The organism is Legionella sheltonii, assembly GCF_026191355.1.
GTDB classification, from domain to species: Bacteria; Pseudomonadota; Gammaproteobacteria; order Legionellales; family Legionellaceae; genus Legionella; species Legionella sheltonii.
Map to the genome: position 1 here is coordinate 361,044 of NZ_JAPHOQ010000001.1, position 15,456 is coordinate 376,499.

Sequence of the window (15,456 nt, forward strand, 5' to 3'; positions counted from 1 at the left end):
GTCCTCATGTACTTGGGTGTACACTGCGGTTCTGCGCTTCTCTTCGCACTTTGAAGTGAATTTCGAAAGCAGTCTAGTGTAAATTTGAAACAGTGCGAGTGTGAGGCGTTCTTTCAGAATAACTCTTTGTAAAGAAAATTCAATACTTGTGTTAATTTTGCATAGTAAATGTATTTAAGCTAAAACAAGATACCTTCATAAACAAAAACGGCTGGCCCGGTTAGAATTATCGGCTCATTAAATGATGACCAGTTAATTAATAAATCGCCGCCAGGCAACGTCACTTTTATTTGTTTGTCCAATTGATGATATAAGCGGCCAATAGCAGCTGCTGCAACAGCACCGCTTCCACATGCTTGTGTTTCGCCACAACCACGTTCATAGACTCGTAATTTGATATGGTTTTGATTCACAATTTGCATAAATCCAACATTGACTTGGACAGGAAAACGGGGATGTAAACTGATTTCTTTTCCTAAGGCATGAACAGGGGCTTTGTCTGTATCTTCTACCACCAATACTGCATGTGGATTGCCCACACTTAAGGCATGAAAGTGAACTGTTTTGTTCGGTTGAAGGTCTAAAAAATATTCAGCGGATTGTTGCTCGGTGATGAATGGTATATCAGATGGGGATAAGCGTGGTATTCCCATATCGACGCTAACGCTAGAGTCTGAATTGATATGCAAATTCATCTGTGTGGTGCGCGTTGCAACAGTTAAGTGATTTTTATCGGTTAATCCGTAATATTTAGCAAATAAGGCAAGACAACGTGCTCCATTGCCACATTGCCCCACCTCTTGGCCATCGGCATTAAAAATTCGATAATTAAAGTCAATACCGTCCTGCATGCTTGATTCAATAAGCAAGCATTGATCAAAGCCAATGCCAGTATGGCGTTGAGCCATAGTAATTATTTGTTGGGGATTTAGAGTGATCTGCTGATTAATACCATCAATCACCATGAAATCATTACCTAAGCCATGCATTTTGGTAAATTTAATGTTCATAATTTGCCTGTTGAACTGAATTATTTTGAACTCTCGTTACTCACTTGCGTCTTTGTTGTTGGTTCTGGCAAATAGAGTGGTCCCTTTTGTCCACAACCTACTAAGAGTATGGCAATGCAAAGCATAAATAAAAAGTAAATTTGTTTCATTAGAGAGAATATTTAAAAGTTTTAGAACGGTAACTATCCATTTATTTATATAAAAATTCAAGTATTAGGAAATGTTTCTGATTGTAGCCTGGGTTAGGCGCAGCCGTAACCCAGGTTTGAGATAAAAAATCCTATTCCATTACCTCGCGGTATGCTGCACTGCATACTGGCTACATGACTACATAACCTCAGGTGATGGCGGTCTGCTTTCTTCCTCTTCATCTTTATCAACAACATCAATTGGTATATCAGCAGCTACTCTATGTTTGTTAAATGAAGCCACTGCATTTTGTCCAGAGGATTGCCAAAAATAGCATGATTTTACGGAAGAATGGCCCACATTAGCATAAATTGCCAGTGCAATTAATCCAGGGAAGATAAGCGTCAAGAGAATTCCGGCGGCAATTACCGCATTTCTGCGATACCGTACCCAATCGGGATCATGATGCGCTGCGAAGTTCTCTTTATACTTATCCAGCTGGGTGTAAAATAAACGCAAACGCTCCTTATGCTGTGATATTTGTTTGTTATCTTCCAAAATATAATACAATTCGGTAGCTTTTTTGATTTTGTCCTGGATTTTATTATCCTTTTGTTTTGTCTCTTCATCTTGTTCAGATTCTGGAGCTTTGGACAATTGTGATTTGAGTGACGCCAAATACTCTTCTGTTAATGGAATGAGTTTTTCATTAATGAGTAATAAATATTTAGCTTCTCGGGGATCATTCTTTTCTGCAAAATATTTATTCTTTTCTGCAAAATATTCATTTTTTTTGTCTGTTTCTGATTTTAATAAAGCATCCATTTCTTCACTGTGCCGATCTTTCGCTGCTATTTGTTCTTCCATTATTTTGATACGGGCGCTTAATTGTTTCTTTTCATCTTCCAAACGCGCTTTTTCTTGTTTGAGTCTATCCACTACACCGTATTTATTAATGGCATGTCGTTCAACTAATTCTTTGAAGGTGTCCTTTTCTGCTGGTTGAGGCAAAGCATTAGGCCTATCTCGATAAAATTTTTGTGCAGCGACATCAATTAATGCTTCAGCTTTTTTTCGCAGAGAGAGTTCATGCTTGTTAAACACAGCTGCTTCAGTTTCGAACTGTCGACCTAACGCGGCAGTATCATTGATAAAAATTCCAATTTGATGATACAGTTTTTCAAATTCATCAAAAGAACTGCCATAATTTTCTTCAAATCGTGTAACAAGTTGGTCGACCAAGTTTTCTTGGCCCTCACTCCGAGGCAGTTTGTCTTTCAATTGCTGGCAAATGAATTCTATCTTTATTTTTATGGGATGATCGGCTAATTGAGCAAATTCAAGACTGGTAAAGATCCTATTAATTTCCTGTTGAATTTCTAAATCAGAAGACGCTTCATCTTTATTGAGCTGAGTTAATAAGGTATGAAAAAAGGACCTCAAGTTTACATTAGTTGGTGTACGAAGACGATTAAATACTTCTTCCAGATTTGCATGTTGTTGCGCAACGGTCTGACTAATCCCGTGTAGTGTCAAATCGATGAGTGAAGCTACAAATTCTTGTATGGTTGGGTTGTCAATTTTTTCTAGTTCTTTAAACTCTGCAAATAGGCCAATGATAGCAACAAAAAGCTCTTCTTTTTCGTGTTGCTTTTTCTCTGAACTCCAGTCATCCATTAAATATTGTTGGCTTACTCTTTGAATCAATGTACCAAAAGAAATCAAGACATCTTTACGTGCACTTTCACTGTCAAGTATTGCTGCCGCAGCAATTTTTTGATGTTCACTAATAGTAGAAGAGGAAAGATTCGTAATGACTTTTATGTTTTTCGACAGTATAGCTTGCGCTGATCTAATGAGCTCTAAAATAGTTTGATCTTTTTGTGAAGGTTCGTGGAATATTTTGAAGAAAAACTCTTTCATTAATACACTGTGCTCTTCGTTAACATATCCTATGTTTTTAGGGAAGATCTCCGTTAAAAGTCCATATTTATGGTCAGTACGTAGTACTTTTCTTTGTGGTGCTACACCCATCCCAATGTAATGAGTCGTATTGAATGCTTCATATGCCGCTCTATTGGCGTAAATTTTGTCATAAAGATTGCGAAATATGGTTGGAAAATCAAGTTTAGCAACATCAATATTCTCATTAATTCCTACCTCTTCCAGAAAAGCGATTTTTTTTCTACCGAGTCCGGTGTGTTCATGAAAAATTTCTTGAGCATCTTTAAATTCAACACCATGATTAAATAAAAAATGAAGTAATTTGAAAATCATTAATTTTTGTACGTGTGTCGATTTGGTTTTATCAGGAGAAACGACAATGCTCTGTTGTGATGCGTTACTGCCAGCAGAACCTGTTCCATGATGTCCGGGTAGGGTATTGCGAATGACTACCTGTTGTTGTGGATCGGATGCTTCCGGATAGATTGGGGTAAAGCCCCAATCTGAATGTTCATTTTCGTAATAGATAAATTCTGCATATTTAACAATAGGCGGAATGCTATAAAATCTTGGGTCATACCATGTTATAGGCCAGCAGACATCCCCTGGAACAGGGTCAATGATAAACAGGTTCATTGACACTTCAGAGATATTGGCTTTTAGCCCCTTAAACCATAGCTCTCTCTCTGCTATTGATTGAGGTAATTGGGTTAATAGGGATTTAATGATGTCAGGGGTATTATTCGTGGGTTTGCCTTTTTGTCTCTCAGCTTGTTGTCGTGTTAGCTCTTTTATTAGTTGATCAAAATCTTCACAAACGGTCATCGCTTCTTTTATGGCATTGATTTCATGAGCAATCAGAATGGATTCAACCCCGCCCCTGCTGTGGGCAATATCATTTAGTTCCGTTTGTCCTCGAGCAAGAGCATTTAAAGCGATACCCAGACCAAGTCCAATTTTTTCGCCAACATTGGTTCCGTCATTTTTGGGGCCATTAACCACCGCGATGTCTAGAGATTGATAAGGAACAAGTTGTTTGTGATCAATCACTGGGTTATCTGTTTTAACCAACATAGATACGAGACTGAGAGTTTCTCCTTTAGGATAATACTCTTGCAATTTATCTCCTGCTTTTACAGGTTCTTTTTTCTTGTTTTTTAGAGTAGGGGTATATACTGTGCCTGTCCCCAGCATGGTAAGGGTAAATGATTTAGATTCTAATTTCTTAAACATATTTTTGCCGCTAATTGATCCACTGTAGCGCACTATAATACATGTTGCCTAATAATAAAATAGTCTGGATGGGTGTTTTGTTTTTCAATTGATCAAAATGGTGTGATTTTGTTTCTATTTTTGCTGTTCTGAGATTCTATAAAATATCGAGAACGTAATAACTTGCACTGTGTTAATGCATTAGCGATAATTTCTCTTTTTTGTCTGTGAGGGGATTTGTTTTGAATGTATTTATCAATGAGTCACAGGCTCAAGCCCAGGCATGCGTTATTTGGATGCATGGATTAGGTGCTGATGCTTCCGATATGATGGGGTTAGTCGATCAGTTAACTGTTTCTGATGTGGCGTTACGTCATGTGTTTATTAATGCCCCCCAGCGTCCAGTGACCCTGAATGGTGGAATGATCATGCCTGCCTGGTATGATATTGTTGGCATGAAATTAATTGATAGAGAAGATAAAGAAGGTATTGAACAATCCGAATTACTGATTCGTAAAGTCATGGATGAACAGTTAAATGATGGTTTTGCCTACGAGCGAATCTTTTTAGCAGGATTTTCGCAAGGTGGGGCTATGGCATTACATACTGCCTTGCATACAACGGCTCGTCTGGCAGGCGTTGTCGCTTTATCTGCTTATTTACCTTTAGCTGCCCATACCCGACCAAAACTGGATAAGAGCACACCTTTTTTTATGGGGGCAGGGCAATTTGATCCCCTGGTTGTATCTCAATGGACTGAATCAAGTAAAGATTGGCTATTGAATAAAGGATACGAACATATTTCTTATTATAAGTATCCCATGGAACATTCAATTTGTTTTGAGGAGATCAAAGATCTGAGTCTTTGGTTGAGAAATACTATTCGGGGAGAAGCATAATGCCCGTAGTGAGAAAGGCACGTACCGTTAATTACACCTGTGAACAAATGTTTGCGTTAGTGAATGAAGTAGAGCGATATGCGGAGTTTCTACCTTATTGCACAGAAAGTTTAGTACATCATCGGGATGAAGATGAGGTACAGGCCACCTTAGTTATTGGGGCGGCCGGTATGAGTAAGTCATTTACTACCCGCAATAGATTACAAATTAATAAAATGATAGAAATTCGTCTTGTTGATGGTCCATTCAGCCATTTAGAAGGCTTCTGGCGCTTTGATGAAGTTGAAGAGGGATGTAATGTTTCTTTTGATTTGGAGTTTGAATTTGCAGGGCGTATGTTTTCCATGTTGCTTGGCCCAGTATTTGAACAAGTAACGGATAAAATGGTTGATTCATTTTGTGAACGAGCCAAGGCTATTTATGGTTAAAGTGGAACTGGTGTACGTGAATGCGGAAAAAAAGACAGTTCATATGACTCTCGATCTTCACCATGGAGCAACCGTTTTTGATGCATTAAGTTCATCAGGAATATACCAAACTTACCCAGAAACCCGAGATATGCCCGTGGGCATTTATGCCAAGCAAGTTTCTTTGGAGCAGGTTTTGCAGGAGGGTGACCGGGTGGAAATATACAGACCTTTGGTTTTGGATCCTAAAGAGAAGCGGCGTCAAAAAGCTACTCGTGCTCGCCAGCGCACGTAGCCTGCATGCTGTAGTTTTGTAGTCTGGATTAACAGCAAAGTAATCCGGAATTTTTTGTCCTCATCTCGAGCTTATCAAGGGTGCTCTACGCGATAACACGTTGTTATGCTGGGCGATCCCTCGACTCGCTCGAGATGACGAAGTCTTGATAATTTCTATTATTCCTGGTTAATGTCTGGGTGATTGAGTCCTGGTCCTGGTTTAAATTGATCACGCTCTATACGAGTTAGAATATCGTTGTGGAAATATAAACTTAATGTAGACATGGTTATAGGCCCATGACCTCTACGCCAGGTGTAAGCATAGTCCCAGCGGCTATTATTAAATGTAGGGCTTAACAGACTGGTACCCATTAGTATGGCAACATCATTCTTGCTCATTCCTACTTTAAGTCGGTCTATTCGAGATTTTGGTAATAGGTTTCCCTGCTGTACTACGCGTCGAGATAAATCAAAGGTGGTACATTGAGTCAGGGTTAAAGTAAATACAATTCCAAGTAGAAATATTATTATTCTCATTTTTTTTGCCTATCGTGAAAAATTTCGCCATAATAACACGTCATTTACTGAAAGACACCTAAGTTCATAACAGCAAAGAGGACATTGATGGAAGAAAGCAAGCAACTTAAGAATGCTGGGTTAAAAATTACTTTACCACGTTTAAAAGTATTGCAAATATTGGAACAATCTCCAAATCATCATTTAAGTGCGGAAGGTGTGTATAAGGCCTTATTGGAAACTGGAGAAGATGTAGGCCTTGCGACGGTTTATCGTGTATTAACGCAGTTTGAGACTGCTGGACTCGTTAATCGCCATAATTTTGAAGGAGGGCATTCAGTATTTGAATTGAGTCAGGGAGCTCATCACGATCATCTCGTCTGCATCAAATGCGGCTGTGTTGAGGAGTTTGTCGATGAAGTCATTGAGCAGAGACAAAAGACTATAGCTGAACGTGCCAATTTTCAGATGACCGATCATGCATTAAATATTTATGGGATATGCCCACGTTGCCATTCAGACTGATAAATTCCTCCACTGTTATTTTTCCTTTTTTCCCAAAAGAAAATAGGTTTTTATTTCACCGAACCCTTTCATTTCCACAGTTCCTCGTGGTTCGACAATGAATTCATCTTGAAGCATAAAAGCCATTTTTTCTGAAATGTGGATTTTATTCGGAAGGGAAGATTCTTCTAAACGGCTGGCTAAGTTGACCACGTTGCCCCATATATCGTAAACAAATTTTTTATGGCCTATTATCCCAGCGATTACCGGACCATATGTAATGCCAATGCGCAATTGGAGTTCCATTTGATTTTCTTGATTGAAAGTCCGCAATCGTTCCTGGATGGCTAAAGCATAGTTCGCAATGTTGATCGCATGTCGTGTGGTTTGTTCCGGAACACCTGATACAGCCATATAGTTATCGCCAATGGTTTTAACTTTTTCTACGTAATACTTTTCAGTGAGTTTGTCTAGTTCAGCAAATAAGCGGTTTAAAAGATCAACGGTCTTTTTGGCACCTAATTCTTCCGTCATTTGTGTAAAGTTAATAATATCCGCAAACATCACGCTGGCTTGCGGGAATTCGTCAGCAATACCTTTCTCTCCCATTTTCAAGCGTGAGGCAATGGATTCAGGCAAGATATTCAATAGCAATAAATCATTTTCCTCATTTACCCTAGATAATGTTTTTAATGCGTGAATAATAAAAACGAGCATGAGTATTGTTGATAAAAATGAGAGTGCGAGTGCCAAAGCGATAATCTTAGACATTTTGGCTTCAATTTTTTCATTCGTTAAGAAGGTTCGGTCATTAACGAGGTTAAAAAATTCCTCTAAGGGTCGCATCACCTGTAATTTTGCTTTCATGTAGTCCTTATCAAAAAGCATTTGTTTGGCTAATTCGGGATTAGGTTTCTCGATTCCTGATTTAGCTTGATGTGTTCCATCAACCAAATTCATCGCTTTAATTTCAGTTTCTGCAAGTTTATTGCTTTTATTTTCTGCATCAGTCAATAAGGAAAATTCTTTGAGCGAAAAATGATGTTCTAACATCATTGATGCTAACGATTTTGCTGGACCATAGGATTGGGGAACATTATTACCAATAACCAAATCCCAATACAATTCGTCATAATTTACAGGGCGAGGCGAGGTGCCATTACGTATTGCCAAAGTTTCATAATAGTAATCACGGTATTTTTTCTCACCTGTTATCACATAAAGACGAGACAACTCAGTTAAATCATCAGAACTCTGACGGAGCTTATTGGCTAATTTATACAATTGATAACGCTCGTTTCCATCAATAACTTCTTGAACAGCAATGTGCTTTAATGCAAATAAACACACGATCAAACTCACAAGTGTGATTGCTAAAAAAAGGAAAAAATAGTTTAAAAGGCGCGTCTTTTTAAGATGGAATTTTTTTAGCACATTTGACTCATGTTCTTTGTCAACTTACTTTGAAGAATAGCTCATTTATAATCGTTGGGCTATTTCTAATAACTCATTTTAAATGCTATTCTTAGTGAAGAAGATAGTTGTTTTATTAAGGAATTTTAGGGCAAGTCTTAATTTAGTTCAGGGATTATTAATGAAATTGTTATTTCTAGGGGCTGGCAGCGGTATCGGAACGGATTTTGGAAACTTCCAATCCAATATGTTACTTATAGCCGATAGTGGTAAAAAACTATTGATAGATTGTGGCACCGATATTCGTTTTTCATTAACTCACGCTGGTTATCGCTCTCAAGATATTGATGCGCTTTATGTTAGCCATTTGCATGCTGATCACATAGGTGGAATCGAATGGTTCGCATTTCAACGTAAATTTGCTGCTCAGAATGGAACTCCTCAATTGATTATTCATGAACACCTGGTGCAGCCATTATGGGAGCATAGTCTAAGTGGGGGCTTGAGATCACTTAATGAAAAAGAAGCAACGTTGAGTGATTATTTTGTGGTTCAAATAGTTAAAGATGGAGAAATTTTCAATTGGGAAGGTTTGAAGTTAAGTTTAGTGCAGACAATTCATATCCATTCAAATAAGGAATTGATGCCAAGCTATGGTTTAAATATTGGCCATAAAGGAAAGTCATTTTTTATCACTACTGATGCGCAATTTACCCCAGATCGTTTCAAAAGCTATTTTCGAGACGCTACAGTAATTTTTCATGATTGCGAAACATTAGATGTGCCTAGTGGAGTGCATACCCATTTCAATCAGTTGGATACATTGGACCCTAAGATTAAAGCAAAGCTTTGGTTATATCACTACAATGATGGAGAGTTACCTGACGCTAAATCACATGGTTTTGCCGGTTTCGTTCGTCCTGGACAAGAGTTTGATCTTGGTTAAAGCTATCTAAGTGAATTAAAAAAACATATAATCAAAAACAATGTCATTGCAAAATTATCCTTTAAGATTGCGATCCTTGGGAATTTCTTTTTTTCAAAGTAATAAGCGGGCAAGAGTATCAAAAAACTCAAGTTTTATTCTTAAAGATTAATTCATTGCATTGATATAATGACTTACTGTTTCAATCGGGGATATGGATATTTATGTGGATTGTATGGATTGCACTTTCGCGACCTTACACGTTTATTGTAATGGCTCTAATGCTTCTCATTATTGGGCCTTTGGCAATAATGCGTACTCCTACAGATATTTTCCCTGACATCAATATCCCTGTGGTGAGTGTGGTATGGAATTACACCGGCTTGCCTCCCGATGAAATGGGTAACCGCATTACGAGTGTGTTTGAACGTGCTGTAACCACTACAGTCAATGATATCGAGCATATCGAATCGGAATCACTGATTGGCGTTGGCGTCGTCAAATTATTCTTTCAACACGGTGTGAATATTGATATCGCTCTGAGCCAGGTCACGGCAATCGCACAAACCATACTCCGCAATTTACCACCTGGAACTTTACCGCCATTGATCTTAAGTTATAAAGCATCCACAGTTCCGGTCTTACAACTGGTGCTTTCCAGTGCGACCATCCCAGAACAAAAATTAAATGATTTGGGCAATAATTTTCTTCGTACGCAACTGGCAACCGTACAAGGAGCGGCAGTTCCATATCCTTATGGAGGTAAAATTCGGCAAATACAAGTCGATTTGGATTTACAGGCAATGCAAACCTATGGTGTCTCTGCACAAGACATTAATAGCGCAATTCTTGCCCAAAACCTAATTATCCCCTCAGGAACACAGAAAATTGGTGAATATGAGTATATTGTCAAATTAAATGGCAGTCCGCTTTCAGCTGTTGAATTAAATGATGTGCCTGTTAAATCAACGCCTGGTCGAGTTTTATATATTCGTGATGTGGCTCACGTACGAGATGGATTCGCACCGCAAACCAATATCGTACGGGTCGATGGAAAGCGAGCGGTCATGATGTCGATACAAAAAACTGGAAATGCATCCACTTTAGATATTGTACATCGGGTAAAGGCTTTATTGCCTATAGTGAAGGACATGCTTCCGGAAGGACTTAATTTATCAAATTTTGCGGATCAATCCATTTTTGTCACTGCAGCCATTCGTGGGGTGATTGTTGAAGGAGTCATCGCTGCAGCATTAACGGGTCTCATGATTTTACTTTTTTTAGGAAGTATGCGTAGCACCTTTATTATTACCTTGTCTATTCCACTATCCATCATTGCATCGATTACTATCCTTTCAGCTTTAGGTGAGACGATTAATATTATGACGTTGGGAGGGTTAGCACTTGCTGTGGGTATTTTAGTTGACGATGCGACCGTGGCAATCGAGAACATTAACTGGAATTTAGAGCAAGGGAAAGAAGTAGAACAGGCTATTCTTGATGGTGCGAAACAAATCGCAATACCTGCGCTGGTATCAACCCTATGTATTTGTATTGTTTTTGTACCTATGTTTTTTTTAGGGGGAGTTGCTCAATACTTATTCGTACCTTTAGCAGAGGCGGTAATTTTTGCGATGCTGATGTCTTATGTGTTATCACGCACACTGGTAGCTACACTCGCAAAATATTGGTTACACAAACATGAACTGATGGGCGAGGAGAAAAATAAAAGCCGCATGGCTCGTCTACATGCACAATTCGAAGATAAATTTACACGGCTCCGCTCCCGTTATTCTGAATCATTATCATGGGCATTAGACAATGCCAAAATTTTTATTCCTTGTTTTTTAGCTTTTGTTGGTGTCTCTATATTATTACTCTGGCCATGGCTTGGTTCAAATTTTTTCCCTGATGTGGATGCGGGACAAATTAAATTACATATTAGTGCGCCAACAGGGACGCGCGTAGAGGAAACGGCACGACTTGTTGATAATATTGATACGGTGATTCGGCAGGTGATACCTCCTAAGGATTTGGAAAGTATTGTTGATAATATTGGTTTGCCTGTGAGTGGTATTAATTTATCGTACAGTAATTCAGCAACAAATGGTCCAGAAGATGCCGATATCTTAATTTCCCTGAAAGATGGGCATCGCCCAAGTCCAAGTTATGTTCACCAGTTGAGATCTGTTTTAAGAGAACGTTTTCCTCAAGTGACTTTTGCATTTTTACCGGCCGATATTGTAAATCAAATTATCAATTTTGGTTTGCCATCACCAATTGATATTCAAGTTATCGGCTTAAAAAAAGAGGAAAATGCACATTATGCGAATCAATTGATGAGTCAGTTGAAACGAGTTCCTGGTCTAACTGATGTACGAATAAGACAGGCCAATAACTACCCTGAATTTTTTGTAGACGTCGACCGCAGTTTGGCAAATGAACTTGGATTTACTCAATTCAATGTTGCCTCTGATTTATTAATTACGTTATCTGGTAGTTTTCAGACAACCCCTACATTTTGGCTGGATCCCAAAAGCGGTGTTTCTTATCCTATTGTGACGCAAGCACCACAATATGTGATGACATCGTTAAATGACTTGCTCAATATCCCAATCGGAAGTTTAACCACACCGAGCCAAGCACAAATTTTAGGTTCTTTTGCCACATTGAAACGTACCTGGACCTCTGTGGTTGAGTCTCATTATAATGTTCAACCGGTGATTGATATTTTTGCTTCGATACAAGACAGAGATTTAGGCTCGGTGACAAAAGATATCGAGAAAATTATTCACGATACAAAAAAAGATTTGCCAAAAGGATCCTCTGTAGCGATACGTGGACAAATTGAAACCAAAGAAAATGCGTTCAATGGATTATATTGGGGATTGGCATTTTCAATCTTGTTAGTTTATTTATTGATTGTTATTAACTTTCAATCCTGGACTGATCCTTTTATTATTATTACTGCATTGCCAGCCGCGATTGCTGGAATTGCTTGGATGCTGTTTATTACTCATACGGCACTAAGCGTACCTGCTTTAACGGGAGCAATTATGTGCATGGGGGTTGCAACAGCAAATAGTATTCTTATTATTAGTTTTGCTCGTGATCATCTTGCAATTGAAAATGATCCAATGAAAGCGGCCCTTGAAGCAGGAAAAACGCGTTTACGACCGGTAATGATGACTGCGTTAGCGATGATAATTGGTATGTTTCCTATGGCGCTGGGTCTTGGGGATGGCGGTGAACAGAATGCTCCTTTAGGACGTGCAGTCATTGGAGGGTTATCTTTTGCGACGGTAGCAACACTCTTTTTTGTCCCTGCGGTTTTTTATGTCATTCATGAACGCAAATTGAAGAAAAAGCAAAGGAAGGATCATGCTTAAAAGGATCAAGTCGCAGATACAGAACCACCGCCATAAACGACTTATTATGGCGCTTACTGTTTTTTTATTCATTCTCTTAGTGCTCATTGTTTTACGTGTTTATGCCGCGATAAGCTTGCGCAATGAGACACTTGCAGATGCAGTTCCTGTCGTTCGCGTGATGAAAGCAAAACAAGAAAAAGGACTTGATAAAATTATATTGCCTGGTAATGTTCAGGCTTGGCATGAATCACCTATTTTTGCCCGGACTAATGGCTATGTAAAAAAATGGTATGTCGATATTGGCAGTCGTGTGAAAAAAGGGGATTTGCTTGCTGTCATTGAAACTCCAGAGCTTGATGCACAGGAACGCCAGGCAAGGGCAGATTTAAATACCGCAATTGCTAATAATCAACTGGCACAGATTACAGCAAAGCGTTGGCTTAATTTATTAAAAACGGAATCTGTTTCCCAACAGGAAACGGATGAAAAGGTGAGCACCGCTGCAGCTCTTGAGGCCGCCATGCTTTCAGCGAAGGCTAATTTGCAACGTTTACAAGAGCTGGTAGGATTTGAACAGGTTACCGCACCTTTTGACGGAGTCATCACGGATCGTGCTACAGACATCGGTGACTTAATTGATGCGGGAAGTAGCTCAACCGTAAAACCATTATTTCGTATTGCGCAAACAAGTCCTTTGCGAATTTACGTCAAAATTCCTCAGTATTATTCAGCACGTATCAAACCGAATATGACAGTAAAACTGCATTTTGCAGAGCATCCTAAACAGGTTTTTCCTGCAAAATTATATGAAACAGCACATGCTATTGACCCTAAGACGCGAACTTTACTCGCTCAATTTATTTCCCCAAATAAAAACGGGGAATTATTACCTGGTGGTTACACCGAAGTATGGTTTACTTTACCCGTTCCTCCTAAGACAGTCATTTTGCCCGTTAATACCTTGCTCTTTCGTGCACAGGGATTACAAGTAGCTGCTTTAGGTAATGACAATAAAATTGTATTGAAATCAGTAACAATTCGACGTGATTTTGGTGCCAAAGTTGAAATTGCTACTGGGGTATCGCCAGGCGACCGAATTGTGGTTAATCCTCCTGATTCTATTATAAACGGCGAAGTCGTGCGGGTTGTTTCATGAAAAAGTTGATCAGTGCCGGGGTTCTCGTTTTTGCATTGGCGGGTTGTTCCTTAGCCCCCCCTTATCATCGTCCAGCCATGCCAATCCCTGAACAGTTTAAGGAACCTGGAAAATGGGTGAAAATTAAATCAACACCCCAAATTGCTGCTCCTGATGCTTGGTGGTTGGCCCTTCACGATCCGGTGTTAAATGATTTGGAACAACAGCTGAGTGTGGCAAACCAAGATTTGAAATTAGCCTATGCCCATTTTCAGGAGGCCATTTCATTGGTTCAGGTTGCCCGTTCGTATTTTTTTCCTACTGTTCAAGGGTTATTCAATGCGGATAGACAACAAAATTCACGAACCGTTGCTAATCCTCCAGCGACTCCCGTATTTAATCAATTTTTATTAGGTGGTTTTCTTAGTTATGAGCTGGATGCATGGGGCAGTATCCGCAACACAGTCCTTGCCAATGAAAGTAATGCCAAGGCGAGTGCTGCGGATATGGCTTCGATTCGATTAAGTTTACAAGCCGCTCTTGCCACCAATTATTTGGCTTTAAGGGGAAGTGATGAGGCACAACGAATTTTAGACACCACCGTTGTTGCTTATCAAAAAGCCCTTTACTTAACCAAAAAACGTTATCAAGGCGGGGCGGCACCTATATCTGATGTCGACGAAGCTGAAACACAGCTTGAGAATGCCAAAACAATGGCTGCCGACATGCGCTTACAGCGGGCTCAGCTTGAACATGCGATTGCGGTATTAATTGGAGAAATACCTAGTAATTTTTCATTGGCCCCTGCAAAGTCACCTAGAGTTTTCTTAGCAATAGCCCCTAATTTACCTTCAACTATTTTAGAGAGAAGACCTGATATCGTAGCTGCTGAATCTCGAGTTATTGCCGCAAATGCAAATATTGGCGTAGCGCGCGCTGCTTTTTTTCCTGTAATTGATTTAACTGGTAGTGGCGGTTTTCAGAGCAGGAGCTTATCCAATCTCATTTCGAAACCCAGTCTTTTTTGGTCGCTCGGTCCTTTGAGTTTATTATCCTTAACTCAACCTGTAGCTGAAGTGACTCTTTTTGATGGGGGGCGATTGCGAGGTCTACTCAATCAAGCTAAAGCACAATATTTCGAAACAGTAGCTACTTACCGACAAACCGTATTAACTGCATTTCAGGAAGTGGAGGATAATTTGGTTGCAATCATTCAGCTTGATAAGGAGTATCAAAGTCAAAAAGCAGCGGCTCGTGCAGCCAAGCGAGCTTGGGATCAGGAATTGTATCGATATAAAGGTGGTCTTGTTACTTTTCTGCAGGTGGTGGTTGTTGAAAATGCTGCATTGCAATCAAAACTTTCATTAATCAACATTTATACGCGTCGACAAATTGCCAGTATTCAGTTGATTAAAGCTTTAGGCGGGGGTTGGTCTTTAGAACCAGGGAAGAAGAATGGGTCAATGGATAAAGGCAATAAATAATCGCAACTAATGCCTAGGAAACTCTTAGCCTTTGTCCTCATCACAAGTTGGTATTCGTCGCTGTTTACGATTAGTCATCCTGAGGAGTTTACGACGAAGGATCTCCTAATTTGAGCATTATGTCTCATACCCCTATTCGAGATCCCTTACTATGTTCGGGATTGCAGATGTTAGATATTGCGCTGACTCGCAAGAATATAGACGTAAGCTGGATTATACGTTCCTTGAATG

Annotated in this window: 12 protein-coding genes and 1 pseudogene; 8 read left to right on the forward strand and 5 right to left on the reverse strand. The window is 39.4% G+C overall.

From position 1 onward, the window contains the following. Positions 1-179: 179 nt before the first annotated feature. The 3 genes from dapF to OQJ26_RS01690 form a co-directional block, all read right to left on the reverse strand. A complete protein-coding gene (dapF, locus tag OQJ26_RS01680; RefSeq protein ID WP_265702145.1) occupies positions 180-1,010 on the reverse strand; it encodes a diaminopimelate epimerase in 831 nt (276 codons plus the stop codon). A gap of 20 nt (positions 1,011-1,030) precedes the next feature. Next, the gene (lptM, locus tag OQJ26_RS01685) at positions 1,031-1,159 is read right to left on the reverse strand and encodes an LPS translocon maturation chaperone LptM (protein ID WP_322783951.1); all 129 of its coding nucleotides are present in this window, start codon (positions 1,157-1,159) and stop codon (positions 1,031-1,033) included. A gap of 178 nt (positions 1,160-1,337) precedes the next feature. After that, a complete protein-coding gene (locus OQJ26_RS01690; RefSeq protein WP_265702146.1) occupies positions 1,338-4,316 on the reverse strand; it encodes a hypothetical protein in 2,979 nt (992 codons plus the stop codon). Between the two features lie 221 nt (positions 4,317-4,537). Between OQJ26_RS01690 and OQJ26_RS01695 the strand changes: the two genes are divergently transcribed. Genes OQJ26_RS01695 through OQJ26_RS01705 form a run of 3 tightly spaced genes read left to right on the forward strand, consistent with a single transcriptional unit; the run spans position 4,538 to position 5,896 of the window. Then, positions 4,538-5,194, forward strand: coding sequence for an alpha/beta hydrolase (locus tag OQJ26_RS01695; RefSeq protein ID WP_265702147.1), 657 nt, complete (start codon positions 4,538-4,540; stop codon positions 5,192-5,194). Next, positions 5,194-5,622: a type II toxin-antitoxin system RatA family toxin gene (locus OQJ26_RS01700; RefSeq protein WP_265702148.1), complete on the forward strand. Its 429-nt coding sequence runs from the start codon at positions 5,194-5,196 to the stop codon at positions 5,620-5,622. The genes OQJ26_RS01695 and OQJ26_RS01700 overlap by 1 nt, the downstream gene beginning before the upstream one ends. Further along, a complete protein-coding gene (locus OQJ26_RS01705) occupies positions 5,615-5,896 on the forward strand; it encodes an RnfH family protein (RefSeq protein ID WP_265702149.1) in 282 nt (93 codons plus the stop codon). Before OQJ26_RS01700 ends, OQJ26_RS01705 begins: the two co-directional genes overlap by 8 nt. Positions 5,897-6,054: 158 nt before the next feature. Here the strand turns inward: OQJ26_RS01705 and OQJ26_RS01710 are convergent. Beyond that, positions 6,055-6,445: pseudogene (locus tag OQJ26_RS01710) on the reverse strand (outer membrane protein assembly factor BamE). A gap of 56 nt (positions 6,446-6,501) precedes the next feature. Between OQJ26_RS01710 and fur the strand changes: the two are divergent. Next, positions 6,502-6,918: a ferric iron uptake transcriptional regulator gene (gene fur / locus OQJ26_RS01715; RefSeq protein WP_265702151.1), complete on the forward strand. Its 417-nt coding sequence runs from the start codon at positions 6,502-6,504 to the stop codon at positions 6,916-6,918. A 15-nt stretch (positions 6,919-6,933) separates the two neighbouring features. Here the strand turns inward: fur and OQJ26_RS01720 are convergent, their stop codons facing one another. Continuing rightward, positions 6,934-8,247, reverse strand: coding sequence for an adenylate/guanylate cyclase domain-containing protein (locus OQJ26_RS01720; protein ID WP_265702152.1), 1,314 nt, complete (start codon positions 8,245-8,247; stop codon positions 6,934-6,936). Between the two features lie 244 nt (positions 8,248-8,491). On the opposite strand from OQJ26_RS01720, the gene OQJ26_RS01725 reads away from it, so the two are divergent. The 4 genes from OQJ26_RS01725 (at position 8,492) to OQJ26_RS01740 (ending at position 15,225) form a co-directional block, all read left to right on the forward strand. Further along, a complete protein-coding gene (locus tag OQJ26_RS01725) occupies positions 8,492-9,256 on the forward strand; it encodes an MBL fold metallo-hydrolase (RefSeq protein ID WP_265702153.1) in 765 nt (254 codons plus the stop codon). 203 nt (positions 9,257-9,459) lie between these two features. Next, positions 9,460-12,624, forward strand: a complete 3,165-nt coding sequence (locus tag OQJ26_RS01730; protein WP_265702154.1) for an efflux RND transporter permease subunit — start codon at positions 9,460-9,462, stop codon at positions 12,622-12,624. Beyond that, the gene (locus OQJ26_RS01735; protein ID WP_265702155.1) at positions 12,617-13,762 is read left to right on the forward strand and encodes an efflux RND transporter periplasmic adaptor subunit; all 1,146 of its coding nucleotides are present in this window, start codon (positions 12,617-12,619) and stop codon (positions 13,760-13,762) included. Before OQJ26_RS01730 ends, OQJ26_RS01735 begins: the two co-directional genes overlap by 8 nt. Further along, positions 13,759-15,225: an efflux transporter outer membrane subunit gene (locus OQJ26_RS01740; RefSeq protein WP_265702156.1), complete on the forward strand. Its 1,467-nt coding sequence runs from the start codon at positions 13,759-13,761 to the stop codon at positions 15,223-15,225. The genes OQJ26_RS01735 and OQJ26_RS01740 overlap by 4 nt, the downstream gene beginning before the upstream one ends. Positions 15,226-15,456 lie beyond the last annotated feature (231 nt).